The organism is Methylobacterium sp. BE186, from assembly GCF_031457035.1.
In the GTDB taxonomy this organism is placed as follows: domain Bacteria; phylum Pseudomonadota; class Alphaproteobacteria; order Rhizobiales; family Beijerinckiaceae; genus Methylobacterium; species Methylobacterium segetis.
The window spans coordinates 32434-57618 of the sequence record NZ_JAVDVV010000004.1; the positions used below are offsets into that span (position 1 = coordinate 32434).

Annotated in this window: 22 protein-coding genes; 12 read left to right on the forward strand and 10 right to left on the reverse strand. The window is 72.1% G+C overall.

Annotated elements, in window-relative coordinates; translation table 11 throughout:
* Positions 1-38: 38 nt before the first annotated feature.
* Both msrB and J2X36_RS05920 read left to right on the forward strand, forming a co-directional pair.
* Entirely contained in the window at positions 39-467 is a 429-nt protein-coding gene (gene msrB / locus J2X36_RS05915; protein ID WP_310347261.1) for a peptide-methionine (R)-S-oxide reductase MsrB, read from the forward strand.
* A gap of 261 nt (positions 468-728) precedes the next feature.
* Positions 729-1655, forward strand: a complete 927-nt coding sequence (locus tag J2X36_RS05920; protein WP_132254767.1) for a hypothetical protein — start codon at positions 729-731, stop codon at positions 1653-1655.
* Positions 1656-1830: 175 nt separating this feature from the next.
* On the opposite strand, the gene J2X36_RS05925 is transcribed toward J2X36_RS05920, so the two are convergent.
* Positions 1831-2259 (reverse strand): L,D-transpeptidase, encoded by a 429-nt coding sequence (locus J2X36_RS05925; protein WP_245516598.1) that lies wholly within the window; start codon positions 2257-2259, stop codon positions 1831-1833.
* Between the two features lie 226 nt (positions 2260-2485).
* On the opposite strand from J2X36_RS05925, the gene J2X36_RS05930 reads away from it, so the two are divergent.
* From J2X36_RS05930 to J2X36_RS05955, 6 genes are all read left to right on the forward strand, one after another.
* Positions 2486-3880: a dicarboxylate/amino acid:cation symporter gene (locus J2X36_RS05930; RefSeq protein ID WP_132254768.1), complete on the forward strand. Its 1395-nt coding sequence runs from the start codon at positions 2486-2488 to the stop codon at positions 3878-3880.
* 6 nt (positions 3881-3886) lie between these two features.
* The gene (locus tag J2X36_RS05935; protein ID WP_310347265.1) at positions 3887-4801 is read left to right on the forward strand and encodes an ROK family protein; all 915 of its coding nucleotides are present in this window, start codon (positions 3887-3889) and stop codon (positions 4799-4801) included.
* Between the two features lie 55 nt (positions 4802-4856).
* On the forward strand, positions 4857-5873 hold the full coding sequence (locus tag J2X36_RS05940) for a metalloregulator ArsR/SmtB family transcription factor (protein ID WP_132254770.1): 1017 nt from the start codon (positions 4857-4859) through the stop codon (positions 5871-5873).
* Between the two features lie 63 nt (positions 5874-5936).
* Positions 5937-6854: a methylenetetrahydrofolate reductase [NAD(P)H] gene (gene metF, locus J2X36_RS05945; RefSeq protein ID WP_132254771.1), complete on the forward strand. Its 918-nt coding sequence runs from the start codon at positions 5937-5939 to the stop codon at positions 6852-6854.
* Between the two features lie 139 nt (positions 6855-6993).
* Positions 6994-10746 (forward strand): methionine synthase, encoded by a 3753-nt coding sequence (gene metH, locus J2X36_RS05950; protein ID WP_310347268.1) that lies wholly within the window; start codon positions 6994-6996, stop codon positions 10744-10746.
* 144 nt (positions 10747-10890) lie between these two features.
* On the forward strand, positions 10891-11337 hold the full coding sequence (locus tag J2X36_RS05955; RefSeq protein WP_132254774.1) for a hypothetical protein: 447 nt from the start codon (positions 10891-10893) through the stop codon (positions 11335-11337).
* Between the two features lie 4 nt (positions 11338-11341).
* On the opposite strand, the gene J2X36_RS05960 is transcribed toward J2X36_RS05955, so the two are convergent.
* Positions 11342-11572, reverse strand: coding sequence for a hypothetical protein (locus tag J2X36_RS05960; protein WP_132254775.1), 231 nt, complete (start codon positions 11570-11572; stop codon positions 11342-11344).
* 189 nt (positions 11573-11761) lie between these two features.
* Here J2X36_RS05960 and fae point away from each other — a divergent pair, with 189 nt between their 5' ends.
* A complete protein-coding gene (gene fae / locus J2X36_RS05965) occupies positions 11762-12301 on the forward strand; it encodes a formaldehyde-activating enzyme (RefSeq protein WP_132254776.1) in 540 nt (179 codons plus the stop codon).
* A gap of 121 nt (positions 12302-12422) precedes the next feature.
* Here the strand turns inward: fae and J2X36_RS05970 are convergent, their stop codons facing one another.
* The 4 genes from J2X36_RS05970 to J2X36_RS05985 are packed head-to-tail and all read right to left on the reverse strand — an operon-like array spanning position 12423 to position 18733.
* Positions 12423-12860: a hypothetical protein gene (locus J2X36_RS05970; RefSeq protein WP_132254777.1), complete on the reverse strand. Its 438-nt coding sequence runs from the start codon at positions 12858-12860 to the stop codon at positions 12423-12425.
* Positions 12861-12907: 47 nt separating this feature from the next.
* Positions 12908-16255 (reverse strand): error-prone DNA polymerase, encoded by a 3348-nt coding sequence (locus J2X36_RS05975; RefSeq protein ID WP_310347272.1) that lies wholly within the window; start codon positions 16253-16255, stop codon positions 12908-12910.
* Positions 16252-18000, reverse strand: coding sequence for a DNA polymerase Y family protein (locus J2X36_RS05980; RefSeq protein ID WP_310347274.1), 1749 nt, complete (start codon positions 17998-18000; stop codon positions 16252-16254). The genes J2X36_RS05975 and J2X36_RS05980 overlap by 4 nt, the downstream gene beginning before the upstream one ends.
* Positions 17927-18733, reverse strand: a complete 807-nt coding sequence (locus J2X36_RS05985; RefSeq protein ID WP_310347276.1) for an ImuA protein — start codon at positions 18731-18733, stop codon at positions 17927-17929. Before J2X36_RS05985 ends, J2X36_RS05980 begins: the two co-directional genes overlap by 74 nt.
* A gap of 248 nt (positions 18734-18981) precedes the next feature.
* On the opposite strand from J2X36_RS05985, the gene J2X36_RS05990 reads away from it, so the two are divergent.
* Positions 18982-19908 (forward strand): collagen-like protein, encoded by a 927-nt coding sequence (locus J2X36_RS05990; protein ID WP_310347277.1) that lies wholly within the window; start codon positions 18982-18984, stop codon positions 19906-19908.
* A 3-nt stretch (positions 19909-19911) separates the two neighbouring features.
* On the opposite strand, the gene J2X36_RS05995 is transcribed toward J2X36_RS05990, so the two are convergent.
* Positions 19912-21129, reverse strand: a complete 1218-nt coding sequence (locus J2X36_RS05995; protein ID WP_310347279.1) for a TIGR03862 family flavoprotein — start codon at positions 21127-21129, stop codon at positions 19912-19914.
* Between the two features lie 224 nt (positions 21130-21353).
* Here J2X36_RS05995 and J2X36_RS06000 point away from each other — a divergent pair, with 224 nt between their 5' ends.
* The gene (locus tag J2X36_RS06000; protein WP_132255712.1) at positions 21354-22376 is read left to right on the forward strand and encodes a TerC family protein; all 1023 of its coding nucleotides are present in this window, start codon (positions 21354-21356) and stop codon (positions 22374-22376) included.
* A gap of 9 nt (positions 22377-22385) precedes the next feature.
* On the opposite strand, the gene J2X36_RS06005 is transcribed toward J2X36_RS06000, so the two are convergent.
* The 3 genes from J2X36_RS06005 to J2X36_RS06015 all read right to left on the reverse strand — a co-directional run bounded on the left by J2X36_RS06005 (position 22386) and on the right by J2X36_RS06015 (position 24322).
* A complete protein-coding gene (locus J2X36_RS06005) occupies positions 22386-23138 on the reverse strand; it encodes an N-acetylmuramoyl-L-alanine amidase (RefSeq protein WP_310347281.1) in 753 nt (250 codons plus the stop codon).
* Positions 23135-23860: a TerB family tellurite resistance protein gene (locus J2X36_RS06010; RefSeq protein ID WP_310347282.1), complete on the reverse strand. Its 726-nt coding sequence runs from the start codon at positions 23858-23860 to the stop codon at positions 23135-23137. The genes J2X36_RS06005 and J2X36_RS06010 overlap by 4 nt, the downstream gene beginning before the upstream one ends.
* 192 nt (positions 23861-24052) lie before the next feature.
* Positions 24053-24322, reverse strand: coding sequence for a glycine zipper domain-containing protein (locus tag J2X36_RS06015; RefSeq protein WP_132255709.1), 270 nt, complete (start codon positions 24320-24322; stop codon positions 24053-24055).
* A 217-nt stretch (positions 24323-24539) separates the two neighbouring features.
* Here J2X36_RS06015 and J2X36_RS06020 point away from each other — a divergent pair, with 217 nt between their 5' ends.
* On the forward strand, positions 24540-25175 hold the full coding sequence (locus J2X36_RS06020) for an urease accessory protein UreE (protein ID WP_310347285.1): 636 nt from the start codon (positions 24540-24542) through the stop codon (positions 25173-25175).
* Positions 25176-25185 lie beyond the last annotated feature (10 nt).

The following is a 25185-nucleotide window of genomic DNA, read 5'->3' on the forward strand; positions in this document are numbered from 1 at the left end:
CATATCGGGCTCGAGACCCGGAAGATCAGGAGGACACCATGGCCGATCCCACCACGGACGCTCCGGAGGCTCGCTCGGAGGCGGAATGGCGCGCCGCGCTGACGCCCGACCAGTACCGGGTGCTGCGCGAGCACGGCACCGAGCGCGCCGGCACGAGCTGCCTGCTCGCCGAGAAGCGGCCCGGCACCTTCGCCTGCGCCGGATGCGGCGAGCCGCTCTTCGTCTCCCGCACCAAGTTCGAGTCCGGCACGGGCTGGCCGAGCTTCTTCGAGCCGCTGCCCGGCGCCGTCGAGACGCAGACCGACCGCAGCCACTGGATGGTGCGGACCGAGGCCCATTGCGCCCGCTGCAAGGGCCATCTCGGGCACGTCTTCGACGACGGTCCGGCCCCGACGGGCCTGCGCTATTGCATGAACGGCACCGCCCTGACCTTCGAGCCCGAGGCCGGCAGAGAAACATCCCTTTGATGGGGAAAGGTTTCGTACGGTAGATGTCGCTCGGCCCTCGGTCTTGATTTCGGCGCCTTTTTCCTTAGTCCCTGGTGAACCCAAAGCCGAAATGTCTCGTGAGACCGAGAAATGGGCAGGGCCGGGCGAAGATCCTCGGGCCTTGCTGCAAAGCTGTTGGCGAGGCAACCGAAGTCTTCGCGTCCAGCCCCGGTCATCCGAGACACGACGGTACGAGCGTCCACCCGTCGCCGGCGGGCGGCGAATGCGCGGAGGCTGAGTATGAGTGTCGTTCGGCGGTTTCTCGTGGCACCGTCCCTGGTGCGTCTGATCCGCAAGGAACGCGGTGGATCCCGTATCACCGAGGGCTACTTCGCCCCCCAGGCCGGGCGCACCTCCTTCGTGCGGGTCGACGGGCAGCAATGCCACCTGATCCTCGTCACGGCGGGCCAGGACGGGAGCACGAGCGAGGAGCGCACCGACGTGCCGCGCGCCCACGGCGACGCCCTTCTCGACGTCTGCACCGGCAAGGCCGCCTACGACCGGACCACGGTCAACGTGAACGGCCGCGAGGTCCGCATCGACCGCTACGTCAGCCCCGGCAGCCTCGACCTGATCAGCGTCGCCTTCGACAACGAGAACGACGCCAACGGCTTCGTGGCGCCCGTCTGGTTCGGCCGCGAGGTCTCGCAGGACGCCGCCTACGAGCGGCACACGGTGGCGCTGCAGGGTCCCCCGCAGGCCGGCGAGATCAACGTCAACAACGCCGCCCTCGACGCGGTGCTCGACCTGATCGAGCCCCGCTTCGGCTTCGGCCGCTACAACGCCCCGAAGGCCGCGGAGGGCCGCCCGGCCGAGGGAAAGTCCGGTGAGGACGACGGCGTGGTGAACGCGCTTCGCCGCATCGCGGGCACCGGCGCTCCGGCCGCCGCGCCGGTCGCGGCCGCCGCCGTCGTCGCCGCGACCCCCGCACCCGAGGCCGCCGCTTCGGAGCCGGATCCGGAGCCCGAGGCGCCCGCTGCCGAGGAGCCCGAGACCGCACAAGGCGACGCGCGCATCGACGACGTGATCGAGAGCCTGTCCCAGGCGCTCGGCGCTGCGATCCAGCCGCCGCAGGACGCGCAGAACGAGCCCGCCCGCGAGGAGGACCCGACCTCCGCCTTCGAGCGCTGGACCGTCCGCCCCCGCCGGACGCAGCAGCAGAACTGACGCCGACGCGCGAGGCACCCGACGCCTCGCCGCGCTGAAACCCCTGGGGATCTTCGCGGCGGGCCGCTGCCCGCGCGAGGATCCCCGAGGATGCGGGACCTCGGTCCCCGAGCCCCGTTCGGGCCGCATCGCGGAAGCCCGGCCGGGGCCTTGCCTGCGCCGGGTCCCCTCCCGCTCAGTTCCGGATCAGGATCCGCGCCCCGCCGAAGACCTGCGTGAGCCGGAACAGCGTGCGGGCGTTGCCGGGGCTCAGCCGGATGCAGCCGTGGCTCGCGCGGCGCCCGAGATGGCCCACCGCATAGGTGCCGTGGATCGCGTAACCCCCGCGGAAGAACATCGCGTGCGGCATCGGCGAGCCGTGATATTTCCGCGACCGCCACATCGGCGCCATCAGCCCGACCCGGTAGCTGCCGTTCGGGGTGACGAAGCCGGACCGCGCCGTCGAGACGGGCCAGTCATAGGCCAGCATCCCGTCGACATAGACCCGCATGCGCTGGCTCGACTGGTCGATGCGGGCGACGATCCCGGCGAGGGCCGGCTCGCCGGCCGCCAGGACGAGGAGGACCGCCAGGGCGGCGTTCCGCAGGGCGCGAGGGAGTGTCACGGGTCGGCTCGTCTCTTCGCGGCGACCGCGGTCGGGCCGCCTCGACCTTGAGTGCGACCGGCCCGTCGACTTGGGAAGATCGTCTCCCCCGAGATCGACAGATTTTGTAACGTTTGTGCGGAGTGGGACTACCGAGAGCGAGTTGAGCGTCCGCCGCAACTTCGCTAGCGTCTCGAAAAACCGAGATCAGGAAGGGCGCGCTTCTCGGCGCGCACGGGTGAGGGACATGGCCCAGGCGACGACCCCCACAGCACCGGCGACGGCTGCGCCCGCGACCGCAGGCGAGCCCTGGTACAAGGTCCTCTACATCCAGGTGCTGATCGCGATCGCGCTCGGCATCGCGGTGGGCTACTTCTACCCCGAGTTCGGCAAGTCGCTGAAATGGCTCGGCGATGCCTTCGTGGCCCTGATCAAGATGATGATCGCGCCGATCATCTTCTGCACCATCGTCCACGGCATCGCCTCGATCGGCGACCTGAAGAAGGTCGGCCGCGTCGGCCTGAAGGCGCTGATCTATTTCGAGGTGGTCTCGACCATCGCGCTGCTGATCGGCGTCCTCGTCGGCGAGATCATCCAGCCCGGCGCCGATTTCCACGCCGACCCGTCCAAGCTCGATGCCAGCAAGGTCGCGACCTACGCGAGCAAGGCGGCCGCCGATTCGACGGTGGCCCACATCATGGCGCTGATCCCGAAGAGCTTCTTCGACGCCTTCGCCACCGGCGACCTGCTGCAGGTTCTGCTGATCTCGATCCTCACCGGCGTCGTCGTCACCGGCATGGGCGCGAAGGCCGACGGCATCGCCCACGCCATCGACACGGCGGGTCAGGTCTTCTTCCGCATCATCGGGCTCATCGTGAAGCTCGCCCCCCTCGGTGCCTTCGGCGCCATGGCCTTCACCATCGGCGAGTACGGCATCCAGAAGGTCGTCGACCTCGCCTGGCTCGTCGGCACCTTCTACGTCACGGCGCTGCTCTTCGTGATCGTGGTGCTCGGCGGCATCGCGCGGTTCGCCGGCTTCTCGATCTTCCGCTTCCTCGCCTTCATCAAGGACGAGCTGCTCATCGTGCTCGGCACCTCCTCCTCCGAGACCGTGCTGCCGCACATGATGACGAAGATGCGCCGCCTCGGCTGCTCGGATTCCGTCGTCGGCCTCGTCATCCCGACCGGCTACTCGTTCAACCTCGACGGCACGAACATCTACATGACGCTGGCGACGCTGTTCCTGGCGCAGGCCGTCGGCGCCGACCTCTCGATCGGCCAGTACGCGACGATCATCATCGTCGCGATGCTGACCTCGAAGGGCGCCTCCGGCGTCACCGGGGCCGGCTTCATCACGCTGGCCGCGACGCTCGCGGCGATCCCGAACAACCCCGTCCCGGTCGCCGCGATGACGCTGGTGCTCGGCATCGACAAGTTCATGTCGGAATGCCGCGCCCTCACGAACCTCGTCGGCAACGGCGTCGCCTGCGTCGTCGTCAGCCGCTGGGAGGGCGAACTCGACGCCACCAAGCTCCGGGAGGTGATGGCGCACCCGGTCGCGATCGGCACCCACATCTCGGACGAATCCCCCGAGCCGATGGACACGAGCGAGCACGCCCCGAAGGTGGCCGCCGCGCAGTAGGGCGGCGTGGGCGCGGAGACCCATCGCCTCGGCATCGACCTCGGCGGCACCAAGATCGCCGGCATCGTCCTCGATCGGGCCGGCCGGACCCTGGCCGAGGGCCGGATCGCCTCGCCGCGGGGCGAGTACGCGGCGACGGTCCGGGCCGTCGCGGGCCTCGTCGCCCGCCTCGAGGCGGAGGCGGGCGGCCCCTGCAGCGTCGGCATCGGCATGCCGGGCGCGATCTCGGCCCGCACGGGCCTGATCAAGAACGCGAACTCGACCTGGCTGAACGGGCGCCCCTTCGCCGCCGACCTCGTGGCCGCGCTCGGGCGGCCGGTGCGGGTCGAGAACGACGCCAACTGCCTCGCCGTCTCGGAGGCGGTCGACGGCGCGGGCGCCGGCGCCGAACTCGTCTGGGCCATCATCCTGGGCACCGGGGTCGGCTCCGGCATCGCCATCCGGGGACGGGTTCTGTCGGGGCGCGACCGCATCGCGGGGGAGTGGGGGCACAACCCGCTTCCGGCGCCCCGCGACGAGGAGCGGCCGGGTCCCGCCTGCTATTGCGGACGCCGCGGCTGCATCGAGACCTTCCTCTCCGGGCCGGGCCTCTCCGCCGACCATGCCCGCCGCACCGGAGAGGCGCTGACCGGCGAGGCAATCGTCTTGGCCTCGCGCGCCGGCGATGCGGATGCGCGGGCCACCCTCGCCGCCTATCTCGACCGGATGGGCCGGGCGGTCGCACACGTCGTCAACATCCTCGACCCCGACATGATCGTCATCGGCGGCGGCCTCTCGCGGGTGCCGGAATTGCTGGCGGGCCTGCCGGCCGCCACCGCGCCCCACGTCTTCTCGGACGCGTTCGACACGCCGATCCGCCCGAGCCTGCACGGGGACGCCTCAGGCGTGCGGGGCGCGGCGTGGCTCTGGAACGAGGTTTGACGTGCATCGCGAATAGCCCTTGCCAACGGCTTTCTGCGCACATAAAGATATCTTTATGTCTCAAGAGCGCTCCATAGCGGCAGCTCCGGTCCCCTTCGCGGACGCCCTCGGCGTCCTGCGGGCGGCGGCCGAGGAGACGCGCCTGCGCATCCTCGCACTCTTGTCCGAGGGCGAGCTCTCGGTCTCCGACCTCACCGACATCCTCGGCCAGTCGCAGCCGCGCATCTCGCGCCACCTCAAGCTCCTCGTCGAGGCGGGGCTGATCGAGCGGCACCGCGAGGGAGCCTGGGCCTTCTTCCGTCTGTGCGAGACCTCCGCCGGCCTCGTCGATCCGCTGCTCGCGGGGCTCGACCGGCATGCGCCGCCGCTCTCGGAGGATCAGGCCCGCCGCGAGGCGGTGCGGGCGCAGCGCGCGGAAGCCGCGCAGACCTTCTTCGCGCGGCTCGCGCCGAAATGGGACCAGCTCCGCTCGCTCCACGTGCCGGAGGCCACCGTCGAGGCGGCGGTGCTCGACGTGCTGGGCCCGCGCCCGATCCAGAGCCTGATCGATCTCGGCACCGGCACGGGCCGGATGCTCGGCCTCCTCGCCCCGCGTGCGGGCCGCGCCACCGGGCTCGATTCGAGCCACGCCATGCTCTCGGTCGCCCGGGCGAACCTCGAGCGGATGGGCCTGTCGCGGGTCGACCTGCGCCAGGGCGACATCCACGCGCCGCCCTTCGGCCGCGCCAGCTTCGACCTCGTCGTCGTGCATCAGGTGCTGCACTATCTCGACGATCCCGCCCGGGCTCTGCGCGAGGCGGGCCGCCTCGTCGCGCCGGGCGGGCGCCTCCTGGTCGTCGATTTCGCGCCCCACGATCTCGAATACCTGCGCGAGTCTCAGGCCCATCGCCGCCTCGGCTTCGCCGCCGAGCAGGTCTCCGGCTGGCTCGCCGAGGCCGGGCTCGGCGCGGTCGAGACCCGCGATCTCGCCCCGACCGCGCAGGCCGAGCACCAACTGACCGTCACGCTCTGGCTCGCCGAGGAGAGCCGGGCGGTGCTGGACGGTCTCGCCGACGATCGGGCGGTCGCCTGACCGCCCCTTGAGATGTCAGGGTCCGCATCGGGCGGGCCGACCAGGAAACACGAGAGGACCGCCATGCCAGCCTCCACCTACCGCGCGAGCCGCGAGGGCTGCCGCCCGATCCAGGTCTCCTTCGAGTTCTTCCCGCCGAAGACCGAGGAGATGGAGCGGACGCTCTGGTCCTCGATCGAGCGGCTCGCGCCGCTCAACCCGAGCTTCGTCTCGGTGACCTACGGCGCCGGCGGCTCGACCCGCGAGCGCACCCACAACACGGTCGCCCGCATGGTGCGCGAGACGACCCTGAAGCCCGCTGCCCACCTCACCTGCGTCAACGCCACCAAGGGCGAGGTGGACGATGTGGTGCGCTCCTACTGGGACGTCGGCGTGCGCCACATCGTGGCTCTGCGCGGCGACCCGGCCGAGGGTGTCGGCACGGCCTACGCGCCCCATCCCGGCGGCTACCAGCAGACCTGCGACCTCGTCGCCGGCATCAAGGCCATCGGCGACTTCCAGGTCTCGGTCTCGGCCTATCCGGAGAAGCATCCGGAGGCCGCCTCGCTCGACGCCGACATCGACGCGCTCAAGGCCAAGGTGGATGCGGGCGCGGACCGGGCCATCACGCAGTTCTTCTTCGAGAACGACGTGTATCTCCGCTATGTCGACCGGGTGCGGGCGCGCGGCATCGACATTCCGATCGTGCCGGGCATCCTGCCGGTGCAGAACTTCAAGCAGGCGGCGAACTTCGCCCGCCGCACCGGCGCCTCGGTGCCCGAGTGGCTCGCCCACCGCTTCGAGGGGCTCGACGACGACGTGGACACCCGCCGCCTGATCGCGGGGGCGGTCGCGGCCGAGCAGGTCCTCGACCTCGTGGATCGCGGCATCCACGACTTCCACTTCTACTCGATGAACCGCGCCGATCTCGTCTACGCCATCTGCCACCTGCTGGGCCTGCGGGGCGAGCGCCCCGTGGCGGCGACGCGCGCGGCGGCCTGACCCGCAACCGCACCTCTTCCCCGGCTCCGCACCTCGGGAAGAGGTCGGTGGCTGGAGCACGAACGAGCAGGCTCCGAGAGCCGCGAACTCTCCCGTCCCCGCCGGGGAGGGAAACGTCCGCATCAAACCGAGAGACCCGATGACCGCCTTTCCCCCCGTCGACGGCCGTGAGATCGAGAAGGCCCTGCGCGCCCGCGCGGCCGAAAAAATCCTCGTGCTCGACGGCGCGATGGGCACCGTGATCCAGCGCCTCAAGTTCACCGAGGAGGATTTCCGGGGCGGCCGCTTCAAGGATCACGGGCACGATCAGCGCGGCAACAACGACCTCTTGATCCTGACCCAGCCCGACGCGATCCGGCAGATCCACCTCGACTATTTTCTCGCCGGCGCCGACGTCTGCGAGACGAACACCTTCTCCGGCACCACGATCGCCCAGGCCGATTACGGCATGGAATCGATCATCCACGAGCTGAACGCGGAGGGCGCCCGCCTCGCCCGCGAGGCGGCGAAGCTCGCCGAGGCGCAGGACGGGCGCCGCCGCTTCGTGGCCGGCGCCATCGGCCCGACGAACCGCACGCTCTCGATCTCGCCCGACGTGAACAATCCGGGCTACCGCGCCGTCACCTTCGACCAGGTGCGCGACGCCTATGCCGAGCAGGTGCGCGGCCTCATCGCGGGCGGGGCCGAGCTGATCCTGATCGAGACGATCTTCGACACGCTGAACGCCAAGGCGGCGATCGCCGCCGCCTGGGCCGTGTTCGAGGAGACCGGCATCCGGCTGCCGATCCAGATCTCGGGCACGATCACGGATCTCTCCGGCCGCACCCTGTCGGGCCAGACGCCGACCGCCTTCTGGCACGCGCTGCGGCATGCGAGCCCGCTCACCTTCGGCCTCAACTGCGCGCTCGGCGCCCGCGAGATGCGCGGCCACATCAGCGAGCTGTCCCGCGTCTGCGACACCCTCGTCTGCGCCTACCCGAATGCCGGCCTGCCGAACGAGTTCGGCCTCTACGACGAGAGCCCGGAGGCGATGGGGCAACTCGTCGGCGAATTCGCCGAGAGCGGCCTCGTCAACATGGTCGGCGGCTGCTGCGGCACCACGCCGGACCACATCCGCGCCATCGCGGAAGCGGTCGCGGGCAAGAGCCCCCGCACGGTGCCCCAGATCGCGCCGCTGATGCGGCTCTCGGGGCTCGAGCCCTTCACGTTCACGAAGGAGATCCCCTTCGTGAACGTGGGCGAGCGCACGAACGTCACGGGCTCGGCCAAGTTCCGCAAGCTCGTCACCAACGGCGACTACGCGGCGGCCCTCGACGTCGCCCGCGACCAGGTGGCGGCGGGCGCACAGGTCATCGACGTCAACATGGACGAGGGCCTGCTCGACTCGAAGAAGGCGATGGTCGAGTTCCTCAACCTCGTCGCCGCCGAGCCCGACATCGCCCGCGTGCCGGTGATGGTCGATTCCTCGAAGTTCGAGGTCATCGAGGCCGGCCTCAAGTGCCTGCAGGGCAAGGCGATCGTGAACTCGATCTCCATGAAGGAGGGCGAGGAGAAGTTCATCCACGACGCGCGTGTCTGCCGCTCCTACGGCGCGGCGGTGGTGGTGATGGCCTTCGACGAGCAGGGCCAGGCGGATTCGCTGGAGCGCAAGGTCGAGATCTGCACCCGCGCCTACCGCATCCTGACCGAGGAGGTCGGCTTCCCGCCGGAAGACATCATCTTCGACCCGAACATCTTCGCGGTGGCCACCGGCATCGAGGAGCACAACCCCTACGGGGTGGCCTTCATCGAGGCGACGCGCCAGATCCGGGAGACGCTGCCCCACGCCCATATCTCGGGCGGCGTGTCGAACCTGTCCTTCGCCTTCCGCGGCAACGAGCCCGTGCGCGAGGCGATGCACGCGGTCTTCCTCTACCACGCGATCCATGCCGGCATGGACATGGGCATCGTGAATGCCGGCCAGCTCGCGGTCTACGACGAGATCCCGGCCGAGCTCCGCGACCTCTGCGAGGACGTGGTGCTGAACCGCCGCGACGATTCCACCGACCGCCTGCTGGAGGCGGCCGAGCGCTTCAAGTCGGGTGGCGGCGCGCAGGCCAAGGCCGCCGACCTCTCCTGGCGCGAGGCGCCGGTCGGGAAGCGGCTGGAGCACGCGCTCGTCAACGGCATCACCGAGTACATCGTGGCCGACACCGAGGAGGCACGGGCCGGGGCCGAGCGCCCGCTCCACGTGATCGAGGGGCCGCTCATGGCCGGCATGAACGTGGTCGGCGACCTGTTCGGATCGGGCAAGATGTTCCTGCCGCAGGTGGTGAAGTCCGCCCGCGTGATGAAGCAGGCGGTCGCCTATCTCGAACCCTTCATGGAGGAGGAGAAGCGGCTGAACGGCGGCGACGGGGTGCGCCGGGCCGCCGGCAAGGTGCTGATGGCGACCGTGAAGGGCGACGTGCACGACATCGGCAAGAACATCGTCGGCGTCGTGCTCGCCTGCAACAATTACGAGATCATCGACCTCGGCGTGATGGTGCCGGCCGCCAAGATCCTCGACACGGCCAAGCGCGAGAAGGTCGACATCGTCGGCCTCTCGGGCCTGATCACGCCGTCGCTCGACGAGATGGTGCACGTGGCCGGCGAGATGGAGCGCGAGGGCTTCGACGTGCCGCTCCTCATCGGCGGCGCCACCACGAGCCGCGTCCACACGGCGGTGAAGATCCACCCGGCCTACGAGCGGGGGCAGGCGGTCTACGTGACGGATGCGAGCCGCGCCGTCGGCGTCGTGTCGAGCCTGATCTCGAAGGAGACGCGCGGGGCGACGATCGAGAACCTGCGCGCCGAGTACCGCAAGGTCGCCGACGCGCATGCCCGCTCGGAGGCCGAGAAGCAGCGCCTGCCGCTCGCGAAGGCCCGCGCCAACCCCTTCCGGATCGACTGGTCGGGCTACGAGCCCACGAAGCCGAGCTTCACCGGCACCCGCGCCTTCCGCAGCTACGAGGTGTCCGAGCTCGTCCCCTACATCGACTGGACGCCCTTCTTCCAGACCTACGAGTTCAAGGGCCGCTACCCCGCGATCCTCGACGATCCCCAGCAGGGCCCGGCGGCCCGCGCCCTGTTCGAGGACGCGCAAGGGATGCTGAAACAGATCGTGGAGGAGCGCTGGTTCAACCCGAAGGCGGTGGTGGGCTTCTGGCCGGCCAACAGCGTCGGGGACGACATCGCCCTCTATACCGGCGAGAGTCGGCAGGAGCGGCTCGCCACCTTCCACGGCCTGCGCCAGCAGCTCTCGAAGCGCGACGGGCGCTCGAATACCGGCCTGTCGGATTTCGTGGCCCCGGCCGGGACCGGCATCGCCGATTATGTCGGCGGCTTCGTGGTCACCGCGGGTCTCGAGGAGGTGCGCATCGCCGAGCGCTTCGAGCGGGCGAACGACGATTACCGCTCGATCCTCGTCAAGGCGCTCGCCGACCGGATCGCGGAGGCCTTCGCCGAGCGCATGCACGAGCGCGTGCGCAAGGAGCTGTGGGGCTATGCCAGGGAGGAGGCCTTCACGCCGGGCGATCTGGTGCGGGAGGACTATGCGGGCATCCGCCCCGCCCCCGGCTACCCCTCCCAGCCCGATCACACCGAGAAGGTGACCCTGTTCGAGCTGCTCCGCGCCGAGGCACAGGCGGGCGTGAAGCTCACCGAATCCTACGCCATGTGGCCCGGCTCCTCGGTCTCGGGCCTCTACATCGCCCATCCGGACGCCCACTATTTCGGCGTCGCGAAGGTCGAGCGCGATCAGGTCGAGGATTACGCCGCCCGCAAGGGGATGGACGTCGCCGAGGTCGAGCGCTGGCTCGGGCCGATCCTCAACTACGACCCGGCCCGCTATCTCGCGGCAGCCGCAGAGTAGGGGCATGTGCGCTCGGTGCGCACGGGATAGCTGCCCATGGGATAGCTGCTCATGGGATAGCTGCTCATGCGGGCGGCCTGTGGCCGGCCTGCGCTTGACCGCGCCCACGGCCCCGCTTCAATGCGCGGGCGAAGCGGGCGCGGGATGGCGATGACAGGCATGCGGCTCATACCGGTTCTCGCCCTCGGCCTGTCGGTCGCGGGCTGCACCGGCTTCTCCTACATCTCGAAGACCTACGTGAGCCTGACGCCTCAGGTCGTCACGATCGGCTGCAACGAACCCTACGAGGTCTATGACCAGCGCCAGCAGCGCCGGATGCTGATCGTCTCGGACGCCCTGCGGGAAGTGACGGGCTGCGGCATCGGCGACCGCTATGCCGGGCGCGACCCTGCCGCGAGCCGCACCGAGCGCTTCCGCCTCGCGGCCCGCACCTACCTCGACGAGACCGTGCGCGAGGATTGCCGGATCACCGGCGAGACGATCTTCACGGACCTGCAGACCGAGTTCGCCTATACCTGCGCGGGGCCGGTCGAGCCCCGCGGCACGCGCGTGCCCCGCCTGCCCGGCCGCCGCGACGTCGGCGTGCGCTGAGGCCCTATTCCCCGCTCGGCGGGTGCGGGAAGGTCCGCTCCATCGCGTCGCCGGCGGCGGCGAGGAGCGCGCGGGCGAGGTTGCGGGCCTCGCCCCGGTCGAGATCGAGGATCGCGGTCAGAGGGCGGCCGTCGAGGTCGTTCAGGCCGAATTCGAGGCGCACCCCGTCCTCGGCGGCGGCGACCGACAGGCTCCAGTCCCGGCTTCTGTCGCGGCTCCTCTCTGATCCGTTCATCGGGCGCGTCTCTGGTCCCACCGGGCATGCCGGTGCCCGTCCTGCATGGCGCATCGCGCGCGGCCTGACCAGCGCCTTCGGGGGAAGGCGGCGCCGGCTCCGCGCAAAATCGCATGGCTCGTCCGATTGACGCCCCGCCGGAGCCGGTGTTTCTGCGCCCTCGTCATAGACGCGAGGGAATGTCACGCGATGTCCGAGATCTGGTTCCGCACGGGCGAGGCGACGGTGCTCGCCGCCGAAGGTCAGTACACGGACGCGATGCCCGAGGTGCTGATCGGCTCCACCCGCGGGCCGGCGGGGCAGGCCTTCGCGAACATGATGGGCCAAGTGCAGGGCCACACCCGCATGTTCGTGGTGCGCGACCTCAACCAGCTCGTTCGCCCGGCCACCATGATGACCACCAAGGCCACGATCCACACGGCGGAATACGTCGAGCTCCTCGGCGGCGTGGTCCAGGCGGCCACGGGGGATGCCATCGTCGATTGCATCATCGAGGGCGTCCTGCCGAAGGACGGGCTCGACGACCTCTGCATGATCATCATGATCTGGCTCGACCCGCGCTGCGCGGAGGATCCGAACCTCGACCGCAAGGACCTCTACCGGACGAACTACGAGGCGACGAAGCTCGCCATCGCCCGCGCGCTCAAGGGGGAGCCCACGGTCGAGGAGCTGATCGCCAACCGCAAGACGGTGAAGCACTACGCGCTGGAAGACGTGATCGAGTACTGAGCGGGTCTCAGCGCGCCCGCAGGAGCGAGGTGCGGGCGCTTTCAGGGGCGACTCGGCGGTGCCCGAGACAGTACCCGGCACGATTCATGAAATCTGGAGATCCCGGCTTTTCGAGCCGTCCTCACCCCCGCGGGATCCGCCCCACGGAGCACAGGGTGCGGATCGAGCCCGCGCTGTCGGTGTAGCAGCTCGCCGACCAGCCGTTCTGCTGGATGAAGGACTTGCGGCGCTCGGCGAGGGAGGCTTGGTACGCCTTGACCAGGATCGCCTGGACGGCCGCGGGCGACTCGCCGACGAGGAGCTGCGCGGCGACCGAGAGATCCTGGAAGAAGGCCGGGGACGGGCTCGGGTCGCCGGAACTCGCCTGGACGATCGGCTCGGCCCGGCAGGTGAGGTCGACCTTGATGCTGCCCGGCACCTTGATGTCGATGCTCGGCCCCGAGCGGCGCCCGAGCTTGCCGCCGGTCGCCGCCGCGATCTGCTGGGCGAGCCCGTCGCATTCGTCGGCCTTGGCCGCGACGGGGGCGAGGAGGAGCAGGGCGAGGGCGAGTCGAAGCATGGCGGCACTCTACGCGGGCGCCGCCGCTTGTCGAGGCACCGCTCCCCTCAGTGGAAGTCCCGGCTGCGATAGACCCGGCGGTCGAGGGGCGCCCCGAAATCGTTGGTCTCGGGCGGCAGCCGCATCCCGCCCTCGCGCAGGAGCCGCAGCTCCTCCGTGAGGTCGCGGAAGCGCTCGGCGATCACGTGCACCACCCGGTGCTCGCCCGAGCCCTCCCGCTGCACGCGGCCGCGCACGGCGAGGAAGCGGGCTGTCATCGCCGCGCGCCGGTTCGCCTCGAAGACCTTGCGCCAGACGATCACGTTGGCGATCCCCGTCTCGTCCTCGATCGTCAGGAAGACGACGCCCTTGGCCGTGCCCGGCCGCTGCCGGGTGAGGACGAGGCCCGCCACCGTCACCCGGCTGTTCGGGGCCAGCGCCTCGTCGAGATGGTCGCGGGCGGGGATCGCGCCGATCCGGGTCAGCCGCCCGCGGAAGAAGGCGATGGGGTGGCCCTTCAGCGAGAGGCCGGTCGCCGCGTAATCCTCCGCCACCTGCTCGCTCGGGGCGAGGGCGGGGAGCGCCACCGCGGGCTCGTGCCGGAACAGGCCGTCGTCGGCGTGGAAGGCGAAGAGGGGGAGGGGCGTCTCGAGGAGATGCGCCCGCCGGTCCGCTCCCGCCTCGGCGGCGGCCTTCGCGGCCCTGCGGGCCGAGGTGCCCTCGAGCGTGCGCACCATCCAGAGGGCGGCGCGCCGGTCGAGGTCGAGGGAGCGGAAGGCGTCGGCCTCGGCGAGCCGCTCCAGGGCGTTGCGGGGCAGCGCGAGGGCCGCCTGCAGGCCCTCGATGCTGGCGTAGCCGTTGCCGCGCGCCGCCACGAGCCGGCGCATCGCGGCCTCGGGCAGGCCGCTCACCTGCCGCAGGCCGATGCGCACGGCGAGCCGGCGCGGGCCGCCGGGCGGCGGGGGCTCGGAGGCCGGCTCCAGCGTGCAGTCCCAGTCGCTCGCGTTCACGTCCGGGCCCCGCACCTCGACGCCGTGGGCGCGGGCGTCCCGCACGAGCTGGGCCGGCTGGTAGAAGCCCATCGGCTGCGCATTGAGGATCGCGGCCAGGAAGACGTCCGGGTGGCGGCACTTCATCCAGGCCGAGGCGTAGACGAGGAGGGCGAAGCTCGCGGCGTGGCTCTCGGGGAAGCCGTAGGTGGAGAAGCCCCGGATCTGCGCGAAGCAGCGCTCGGCGAAGTCGCGCGGGTAGCCGCGGCCCGTCATGCCGCCCACGAACTTCTCCTCGAAGGCGCCGATCGTGCCGACGTGCCGGAAGGTCGCCATGGCCCGGCGCAGGCCGTCGGCTTCCGCCGGGGTGAAGCCCGCCGCCGTGATGGCGATCTGCATGGCGTGCTCCTGGAAGAGCGGCACGCCGTAGGTCTTGTGCAGCACCGCGTGCAACTCGTCCGCCGGCCCGTGGGCCGGGTGGGGGGCGGGGTAGGTGACGGGCTCGATCCCGGCCCGGCGGCGCAGGTAGGGGTGGACCATGTCCCCCTGGATCGGCCCGGGGCGCACGATCGCGACCTGCACCACGAGATCGTAGAATTCCCGGGGCTTCAGCCGCGGCAGCATCGACATCTGCGCCCGGCTCTCGACCTGGAACACGCCGACGGAATCGGCCCGCGCCAGCATGGCGTAGACGGCTTCGTCCGCCTGCGGCAGGTCGGCCAGGGTCGGGTAGGCGTGGCCGTAATCCCGCTCCAGGAAGGCGAGGCCGCGCTTCAGGCAGGTGAGCATGCCGAGCGCCAGCACGTCGACCTTCATCAGGTCGAGCACGTCGATGTCGTCCTTGTCCCACTCGATGAAGGTGCGCTCGGGCATGGCGGCGTTGCAGACCGGCACCGTCTCGTCGAGGCGCCCGCGGGTCAGCACGAAGCCGCCGACATGCTGCGACAGGTGGCGGGGAAAGCCGATCAGCGCGACCGCGAGGTCGACCGCCTGCCGGATCGCGGGGTTGGCCGGATCGAGCCCGGCTTCCGCGACGTGGCTGTCCGGCAGGTCCTTGCCCCAGGAGCCCCAGACCGTCTCGGAGAGGGCGGCGGTGATGTCCTCGGTCAGCCCCAGCACCTTGCCGACCTCGCGGATCGCCGAGCGCGGCCGGTAATGGATCACGGTGGAGCAGATCGCGGCGCGCTCGCGGCCGTACTTGGCATAGAGGTACTGGATCACCTCCTCGCGGCGCTCGTGCTCGAAATCGACGTCGATGTCGGGCGGCTCGTCCCGGTTCTCGGAGATGAAGCGGGCGAACAGAAGCCGGTGCTTGGCCGGGTCGACCGCGGTGATGCCGAGGCAGTAGCAGACCGCGGAATTCGCCGCCGAGCCGCGCCCCTGGCAGAGGATGCCCCGGCCGCGGGCGAATTCCACGAGGTCGAACAGGGTGAGGAAGTAGCGGGCGTAGCCCATCTTCGCGATGAGGCGCAGCTCCTCGCGAAGCGTCGCCTCGACGGTTTCCGGAACACCCTCGGGGAAGCGCCAGAGCGCGCGCTCGAAGGTCTTCTCCTCGAGATATTCCTGCGCCGTCCGGCCCGGCGGCACCGGCTCGTAGGGATACTCGTAGGTCAGCTGGCCGAGGGAGAAGTCGCAGGCTTCCACGATCTCGAGCGTGCGCGCGAGCGCCTGCGGATGGTCGGCGAAGAGGCGGGCCATCTCGTGGGCCGGCTTCAGGTGCCGCTCGGCGTTGGCCTCCAGGCGGTAGCCGGCCTCGCCGATCCGGCAGCCCTCGCGGATGCAGGTCACCACGTCCTGGAGCGGGCGCCGGTCCGGGTGGTGGTAGAGCGCGTCCGAGACCGCGACGAGCGGCGCCCCGAGGCGCTCGCCGAGCTCGGCCAAGAGCCCGAGGCGGCGCCGTTCGTCGCCGCGCCGGGCATGGCTGCCGCCGAGATAGGTCCGGCCCGGCGCAGCGGCCGCGAGCGCCTCGAGATGGGCGGCGAAGCCCTTGCCCGGCGTGAGGCGCCGCCCCGGCGGCATCGCGATGAAGATCTGGCCCTCGGCCGCCTCCAGCATCTCGGCGAAGCCGAACCGGCACTCGCCCTTGCGCGCGCGCCGGTTGCCGGCCGAGAGCAGCCGGCAGAGCCGGCCATAGGCCGCCCGGTCCATCGGGTAGGTGACGGCCTCGAAGCCCTCCTCGCTGACGAGGCGCACGCCCGGCAGGAAGCGGATCTTCCACCGCTCCTCCTCGTCCGGGTCCCGCGGGTTCGCGGGCTTCACCCGGGCGGCCGCATGGGCGCGCACAAGCCCCGACACCGTGTTGCGGTCGGCGATGCCGATGGCCGAGAGCCCGTAGGCCATCGCCTGCTCCACGTATTCCTGCGGGTGCGAGGCGCCGCGCAGGAAGGAGAAGTTCGTGGCGACGGCGAGTTCCGCGTAGGCGCTCACGCGAACAGCCCGTGCACGAACCAGCCCGCCGGCTCGCCGGGGGCGTGGGCACCGTCCCGGTAGAGCCAGAGCCGGCGCCCGGATTCGCACTCGACCACGTAGTAGTCGCGGGTCTTGTCCGGGCTGCCCTTGCCGAGACCCCGCCACCATTCGGGCGCGATCCGCTCCGGCCCCTCCGCATGGGCGACCCGGTGCAGCCGCCGCCGCCAGCGGAACCGCTCCGGCGGTCCTTCCGGCGCCAGCGCGATCACCTCCTCGGCCGCCTCGCTGCGCTCGAACAGGACGAGGGGGCGCGGGCGCAGGCCCTCCTCCGGGCCGGGCCAGTGCAGGACGACGCGGGTGACGGGCTCGGGATCCCCATGCCCGCTTGAGCGCGGCGGAAGGATGGATGGGACGCCGCGCCCCGCCCCCTCTTCCGTTCGGGAGAGGGGTGGGGCGAGGGGGGCGGCCTCTCCGGAGACGTCGCGCCCCTCACCGGGTGCGCTGGCGCGGACTCGAGCTCTCCCGTTCGGGAGAGGGGTCCCGCCTGCCCTCACGGCTCCCCAGGGCACCAGCACGTCCGCCCGCTCCGGGAGGTGGCTCTCGCGCGCCTCCAGGCGGATCACCCGGCGGCCGAGGCGCTGGCCGAGGGCGTCGGCTAGGCGGGCGAGCGCGGTGGTCTCGGGCTCCGCCAAGCGGGCGAGCGCCCCCTGCCGCGCCGGCATCGCGCCCGTTCCCGTCACGTCGAGGCGCACGGTCTCGAAGCCGAAGCCCGCGTCGAGGTCGGGTCCGAGCCGGTCGAGGCGCAGGCGCAGCAGGCGGCCGACATGCTCCGGGCAGCGGGTCGGCTCGGCGAGACCGAGATCGAGGGCGCGCAGAGCGTCGTCGACCCGGTGCAGGGTGAGGCGCAGGGCGCAGGCCCCGAGCCCGTCCGCCTCGAGACGCGGCGCGATCTCCCCCATCAGCCGCTGCGCGGTCGCCACGATCGTCTCCTGCCGACCGATCGGTTCGAGGAAGCCGCGGGCCGCGCCGTAGCTGATCGCCTCGCCGAGCGGGGCGAGGGGTTCGGCGCGCAAACCGAGCGCCTGATCGAGCCGGGTGAGCAGCGCCTCCCCGAAGCGGCGGGCGAGCGGCGCCCGGGCCGCGTCCGCCAGCGCCCCGATCCGGCGCAGGCCGAGGCGCTTCAGGGCTGCGACGGTCTCAGGTTCGAGCCGCAGCGCCTCGACGGGCAGCGCCCGCAGGGAGGCGGCACTCGCTCCCGGCGCCGCGATGGTGCCGTCCCGCCCGTGCCGGGCCAGCGCGAAGGCGGCGCCCGGCGTATCGGCCAGTGCGATGCGGGCGGGAATCGCGTGGGCGGAGAGGCGGCCCGCGAGGTCGGCCATCAGCCCCGCTTCGCCGCCGAGGAGGTGGCTCGCCCCCGCCACGTCGAGGAACAGGCCCTCGCCCCCCTCCGCCGCCCCGAAGGGTGCGACGAGGGGCGTGTAGCGCTGTGCCCAGAGGCAGAGCCGGAGGAGGGCGGCGGCGTCCGCCTCCGGATCGGCCGGGTGGACCCGCAGCGGCGTGCCGATCCGGGCCTGGACGCGGCCGAGCGGCTCGCCCGGACGCAGGCCGAGCGCGTGGGCGCGGGCATCGACCGCGGTGAGGCGCAGGCCGCCGGACCCCAGGGCGGCGACGGCCATCGGCAGCCCGTCGTCAGCCTCCCGCAAGGCGCGCCGCAGGCGGGTGACCGGCCAATGCGTCAGGCAGACCGAAACGATGCGCGGCATGATCCCACTCCAACAGCCACGTGCCCGGCCGCCCGTTGCGGCAGCGGTCGAGATGCGCCCGCCAGCGCGGGCCGGCGAGGCAGCCGAAGCGGTCTCGGGCTCCCCCGCCCGCGGCGATCCGCCAGCGGGTCGCCGCGCCGTTCGGCGCCTCGGCGCGGGCCGGGCGCAGGATCAGGAGGAGGGGCCCCGCGGCCTCGGCGGCGAGTTGCAGGCGCCGCCCCTGCTTCAGGGACAGGCCGTCCCCGACGAACCCGGCGAGCGCCGGGAGGCTTCCCGCCCGCAGGGCCTCCTCCAGGGCGAGGTAGACCTCCGCGTCGCTGCCCGCCTCCATGAGGAGGACGCGGCCCGGGTCGAGCCCGAGCCCGGCGAGGCCGTGGCCGTAGGGCGTCGGATGGCCGGGGGCGACGACGAGGAGGGCCTCGCCCGCAACCTGGTCGAGGCGGCGGGCGAGAAGGGCGAGGCCGAAGCCGAGGGCGCAGGGCTCGTCGCCCTCGACGAGGGGGGCGATCTCGTGGGGGCGGCCGAGGCCGAGGCCGCCGCCGGGGAGATGCGCGTCGACCGAGGCCAGGCCGAGGGGCAGGACATCGGAAACGCGTCTGCCCGAGCCCTCCGCCGCGACCCCGCGCAGGGCCGCGCGGGCCGCGGCGCGGCGGGCGGCTTTGTCGGGCGGCCCGGCCCCCGCTGGGCCTGCGGCGCACGCCCCTTCGTCCGGTTCCTCATGCGACCGCTCCATCCTGCCCGGCTCCGACCATGCGGCCACGATAGGAACAAAACAGGAACAAGCTCAACCGGTTTCCGGCGGCCGGCGTTTTTCCACGCCGGGCCAGGATGTTGCCCTGTGGAGAGGTGTGGATGGTTGTGGATTCGGCTCCGCTCGAAGCTCGGCCGGAGGCCCCGGAGAGAGGGTTGACCGCTGCGCGCGGGGGGCTGCAATGTCCCCCGCCCGCCCGAACGGGGCGCGGATCATTCGGGGGAACGTCCATGCGCCTCGCTCGCGTCGCTACGGCCCTGGCGGGCCTGCTTCCGCTCGCCTGCACGCCGCCAGCCCTCGCCCAGCAGCCGGAGGGGCCGGCCGCACAGGCCGCGCCTGCCGCGCCTGCCCGTCCGACGCGCGCCGCCCGGCGGCCCCAGGCCCCCAGCCAGCCCATCATGGTCTACGACGCCCGCATCGAGGCGGGGGACCTGCGCATCTCCGGTTCCGTGCGCAAGGGCGGCACGGTGGTGGTGATGGACGAGGACATCTCGGTGATGGCCGACCGTCGCGGCCGCTTCGTCTTCCGGCTGCCTCACCGGCCGCCGACCTGCGTGGCGACCCTCAAGGCGGAGGAGGACGAGCGCGAGGTGGTGGTGGCGAATTGCGCCCCCGAAGGGCCTGCCGGCCCGCAGGGCGAGCCGGGTCCGACGGGGCCGCAGGGCATGGCGGGGCTGCAGGGGCCTGCCGGCCCCAAGGGAGAATCAGGCCCCAAGGGAGAATCAGGCCCCAAGGGTGAGGCCGGCCCCAAGGGTGAGGTCGGCCCCAAGGGTGAGGTCGGAGCGAAGGGCGAGACGGGTCCCAAGGGCGAGCCGGGCGCGCGCGGCGAGGCCGGCCCGAAGGGGGAGGCGGGCCTACGCGGGGAGCCGGGGCCTCAGGGCGTGCCCGGTCAGCCGGGACCGGCCGGTCCCCGCGGCGAACCGGGGGCCGCAGCCTCGACGGCCAGCACCTCCGCCCCCGCGCCGTTCCGGGCCGTGCGCGCGGAATCCTGCCCGCTCGAGGGCTGCAAGCTCGCCTGCGAGGAGGGGGAGGTCGTCGTCTCGGCCTATTGCCTGAAGGGCGGCAGCCCGGTCTTCACGCCCCTCGCCGGCGGCACGGCGGGCGCGACCTGCCCATCCGAGGCCGCCGGCATGGTCGGCTTCTGCGCGAGGCTGTGAGGCTCACGCCTCCCGCAGCCAGTCGAGCATCCCGGCCGCCGCGGCCCGCCCGCTCGCGAAGGCGCCCTGCAGGAGGTAGCCGCCGGTCGGGGCCTCCCAATCGAGCATCTCGCCGGCGACGAACAGGCCGGGCCTCGCCCGCAGCATGAAGCGCCCGTCGAGGGCCGAGGCCTCGATGCCGCCGGCCGTCGAGATGGCCCGCTCGATCGGCCGCATCGCGGTGAGCCGCAGGGGGGCGGCCTTGATCAGCGCGGCGAGATCCGGCGCAGCCGCGGGCAGGGCGGTGCCGGCCGCCTCCCGCAGAAGCCCGGCCGCGACGGGGGAGAGACCCGCCGCCTTGCGCAGGCGCGTCGCGATGGACTGGCCCGGTCGCCCCGCCCCGAGGCGGGCGGTGAGCGCCGCCTCGATCAGGTCCGGCCGCAGGTCGAGGACGAGGCGGGCCTCGCCCCGCGTCCGGATCGCCTCCCGCAGGACCCGCGACAGGGCGTAGACGGCGCCGCCCTCGATGCCCCCGGCGGTGATCACGGCCTCCCCCCGCACCGTCTCGCCCTCGGCGTGGAGGGCGACACGCTTCAGGGGCTCGCCCGCGAAACGCGCCCGGAAGATCTCGGACCACGCCACCGTGAAGCCCGCATTGGCCGGCCGCAGCTCCGAGACGGGCACGCCGATCCCTCCGAGGAGCGGCACCCAGGCCCCGTCCGAGCCGAGGCGGGGCCAGCTCGCCCCGCCGAGCGCCAGCAGGGCGGCCCGGGGATGCAGGGCGAGGGGACCCTCCGGCGCCTCGAAGGCGAGGCCGCCATCCGACAGGCCCACCAGCCGGTGCCGGGTCCGGATCGTCACGCCGAGGCGGGCGAGCCGGGAAAGCCACGCCCGCAGCAGCGGCGAGGCCTTGAAGCTTCTCGGGAACACCCGTCCGCTCGACCCGACGAAGGTCTCCTCGCCGAGCGCCTCGCACCACGCCCTGAGGGAATCGGGCGGGAAGTCGCCGATCGCCTGCCCGAGGCTGCCGGGCGGATGGTAGCGCGCGAGGAAGGTGGGCAGATTCTCGCTGTGGGTGAGGTTGAGCCCGCCTCGCCCCGCGATCAGAAGCTTGCGCCCGACCGAGGGCATCCGGTCGTAGACCGTGACGGCCTGCCCGGCCTCCGCCAGAACCTCGGCCGCCGCGAGCCCCGCCGGCCCGCCGCCGACGATCGCGAGTGTCTGATCCGCTCGGGTGTCCATGGGATGGGGAAGGGTCCGGGAGGCCGCGCTGTCAACCGCTATCGCGGGCGAGGGCCGCTCCGGAACGGCCGAGCTTTCGGCAGGGCGAGGCGCCCTTGATTCACCCCCGTCCCGTCCCCAACTCGCGGGGATCGGCTGCGGGCCCCTCTGGCGGGACGCATTCTTGATGCTTCCGTGATGTCGGAGCCGATGCTCTCCCTCAAGAAGCATCGCGGGTCCGGCGGATGGTCGATTTCCTGTACATCGTGTGGCTCGGCAAGCCGGTCTGGATGTGGCTGGGCTTCCACGCCCTGATCCTCGGGCTTCTCGCCTTCGACCTCGGCCTCCTCCATCGCGACAAGAACCACGAGATCGGCGTCAAGGAGAGCCTGGGCCTCACCGCCTTCTATCTCACCCTGGGCCTGATCTTCGGCGGCTGGGTCTGGTGGTATTTCGGCCCGCAGGCGGGCCAGGAATACGTGGCCGGCCTCGTCGTCGAGAAGTCGCTGTCGATGGACAACGTCTTCGTGATCGCGGTCATCCTGTCGGCCCTCGGCATCCCGCGCGCCGCCCAGCACCGGGTGCTGGTCTGGGGCATCCTGGCCGCGATCCTGCTGCGCGGCCTGATGATCGGGCTCGGCGCCGCCCTCGTGCATCAGGCGGCCTGGGTGCTCTCGCTGTTCGCGGCCTTCCTGATCTATGCCGGCCTCAAGATGCTCTTCTCGAACGAGGAGGACGAGGGCGACGTGCAGGACAACGCCGCCGTGCGCTGGCTGCGCAAGCGCCTTCGCATCACGCCCGAACTGCACGGCCAGCGCTTCGTGGTGCGGCAGCCTCACCCGCAGAGCGGCAAGCCGGTCCTGTGGCTGACCCCGCTCGCCCTCGCCCTCGTCCTCGTCAACGGCGCCGACGTGATCTTCGCCGTCGACAGCGTGCCGGCGATCTTCGCCATCACCACCGACACCTTCGTGGTCTACACCTCGAACATCTTCGCGATCCTCGGCCTTCGCGCCCTCTACTTCGCCCTCGCCGCGATGGTGGAGCGCTTCGCCTACCTGAAGACCGCGCTCGCCTTCATCCTGATCTTCATCGGCGCCAAGATCGTCGTGGCCGACACGTTCGAGCTGATCGAGATCCCGCCGTGGGTGTCGCTCGTCGTGACGCTGGTCCTGCTCTTCGCCGGCATCGCCTACAGCCTCTGGCGCACCCGCGGCGAGGCGAAGGCGGAGGATGTCGGGGGCGAGGCCGAGATCCGCGGCCGGGCCTGAGCCCGGCCCCTATCCCGGCAGCGCCGCGATCAGGTCGCGCAGGGTGGTGATGGTCGAGGCGTCGGCGACACCGTCCACCCGCGCCTGCCGGAAATGGCGCTGGAAGGCGGTCACCACCGCCTGGGTGCGGGCGTCGAACAGGCCCGTCACGGGCAGGTCGTAGCCGTAGAGGCCGAACATCGCCTGCAGCGCCTCGATCGGCTGGCCGGCATCGCCCCGCGCGAAGAAGCGCCCGTCCCGGATCGGGGCCGCCGGCACGTGGTGGCCGAGCCCGGCCCGGGCGAGCCGGTCCCAGGGGAACACCTCGCCCGGATCCTCCTTGCGCTCCGGCGCCACGTCCGAATGGGCGAGGACGCGCTCGGACGGGATGCGCCAGCGCGCGGCGATGTCGCGCCCCAGCGCGATCACGGCCTCGATCTGCGCGTCCGGATAGGGCGGCAGGCCGCCGACATGGCCCGGATGGGCGATCTCGATGCCGATGGAGCGCGAATTGACGTCGCGCTCCCCCTTCCAGGCGCCGGCACCCGCGTGCCAGGCGCGGCGGCCCTCCGGCACCATCTGGACCGCGCGCCCGTCCTCGAACACGAAGTAATGGGCCGAGACCTCGGCCACGGGGTTGGCGAGGCGCTGCAGCGCGGCGCTCGCCGTCTCCATGCCGGTATAGTGCAGGATCAGCAGATCGGGCGGGGCTCCCTGCCGCTCGCCGTGGTTCGGCGAGGGCACGACCCCCGTCGCGACCGGGCTCTCGGGAGACGGCTTCACCGCAGGCCCCGCTCGGCCGCGATCCGGTCGTAGGCGGCGTTGATGGCGGCGAGCCGGCGGTTGGCGATCGCGACCGCCTCGGGCGGCAGGCCGCGGGCGATGGCCCGGTCCGGGTGGTACTCGGCCACGAGCTGGCGGTGGCGCGCCTTGAGGGCGGCATCGTCCACGGCCTCGTCGAGCCCGAGGACGAGGTAGGCGTCTCCCGCGAGCGCCACGTGCCGGGCCGCGATGCGCCGGAACTCGTCCGCGCCGAGGCCGAAGATCTCGGCCACGGCGCGCAGGTAGCGCTCCTCCGCCTCGTGCAGTGCGCCGTCCGCCTTGGCGATGTGGAACAGCCCGTCGAGCACGTCCTCGAGCAGCGCCGGCTCCTCGCGGAAGGCGGAGGCCATCTGCCGGGCATAGGCTTCGAAGCCGCTCGTCGTCGCCTTGGCGAGGTCGAACAGGCGCTCGACGCCAGCCCGCGCCTCGGGAGCGACCTGCACGACCTTGCCGAAGGCCTCGACCTCGGAGGGCGTCACCACGCCGTCGGACTTCGCCATCTTGGCAGCGAGCGCCACGAGGCCCGTGGTGAAGACGACGTCGCGCGGCGTCGTGCCGAACAGCGCGCCCTCCCGGTCGACGAGGAAGTGGCCGGCGACGCCGCCGACCAGCGCGCCGAGCGGGCCGCCGATTGCCATGCCGAGCCCGACGCCGCCGAGCTTGCCCCAGATGCCCGAGGTCATCGGCGGGACCGCCGCGGAGGGGAGGGGGCTGGATCGTCGCGGAGGGGAAGGGTCATCGGAGGGCGCGGTGCGGGTTCGGCGTCGCCGGCGGAAGGCCGGCGCTCGGATGCCGCCCGGGATAGCCGCTCCCGCGACCACGAAAAAGGGCCGGAGCGCGGCTCCGGCCCTCGGCGTGGGTTCGATGCGGTGAGATCAGCGGCAGTAGACGTTGCCGTAGGCGTCGCGGTAGGTGCCGTAGGGGCATTGCGGGGCGGTGGCCGCACCCACGATCGCGCCGCTCGCGCCGCCGATCGCCGCACCGGCGAGCGCGCCGCCCGCGCGGCCCGTCGCGGCGCCGCCGATTGCAGCGCCCGCGAGCGCGCCGAGGCCGGCGCCGCCGAGGGCGCGGTCCTGCGGGGTGTTGCAAGCTCCGACCGAGAGGGCGAGCGTGCCGGCCAGTGCGGCCGCAACGATCTTCTTCATGAACGGGGTCTCCCTTGTGCCGTCTATTGGTCCAGCATTTCGCCGTGGTGCGGGCCGAGCTTAGCCATTATGAGCGGTGAATGCACGCCACACGGTCAAGGTTCCTGCGAAGGCCTGGATCGCACCGAAGAATCTTCCCTTCCTGCCGGCCCGTGCCGACATGAGGGGGCGTGAGGGGGCCGCGCGTGTCCCGGCCCTGATGAGAGACGAGGATTCCATGCTGCGAGCCACCACCATCGTCCGCAAGGCGGCGGTCCGCCCCGAGCAGATCGCCGACGCCGTCACCCTCGACCATGCCGGCCGCGGCCGGAGCGAGGGGGCGCTGACGGCCGAGGGCGGCCTCGCCTTCAGCCTCGCCCTGACGAAGGCCGGAACACTCGAGGACGGCGACGCCCTGCGCCTGGAGGACGGCCGCCTGATCCAGGTGCGGGCAGCGGGCGAGGCGCTCCTCGCGGTGCGGGCCGAGAACCCGGCCCGCCTGCTGCGGCTCGCCTGGCAGCTCGGCGGCAGCCACGTGCCGGCCGAGATCGGCGCGGACATCCTCTACGTGCCGGCCTCCCCCGCCAACGCGGAGCTGATCCGGGGCCAGGGCTGCGCCGCCGAGGCCGTCACCCGCGCCTTCCGGCCCGAGCGCGCGGCCCACGACCACAGCACCTGCGGCCACGATCACCATCACGAGCACGCGCACCATCACGAGCATGCCCACCACGACCACGCGCACGAACCCGCGCATGCTCACGATCAGGGCCACCACCACGATCACGGGCACGCCCACGATCACGCCCACGATCATGCCGGGCACGAGCACGCCCACAGCCATGGGCCGGGCTGCGGCTGCGGGCACGAGCACTGATCGGGAGCGC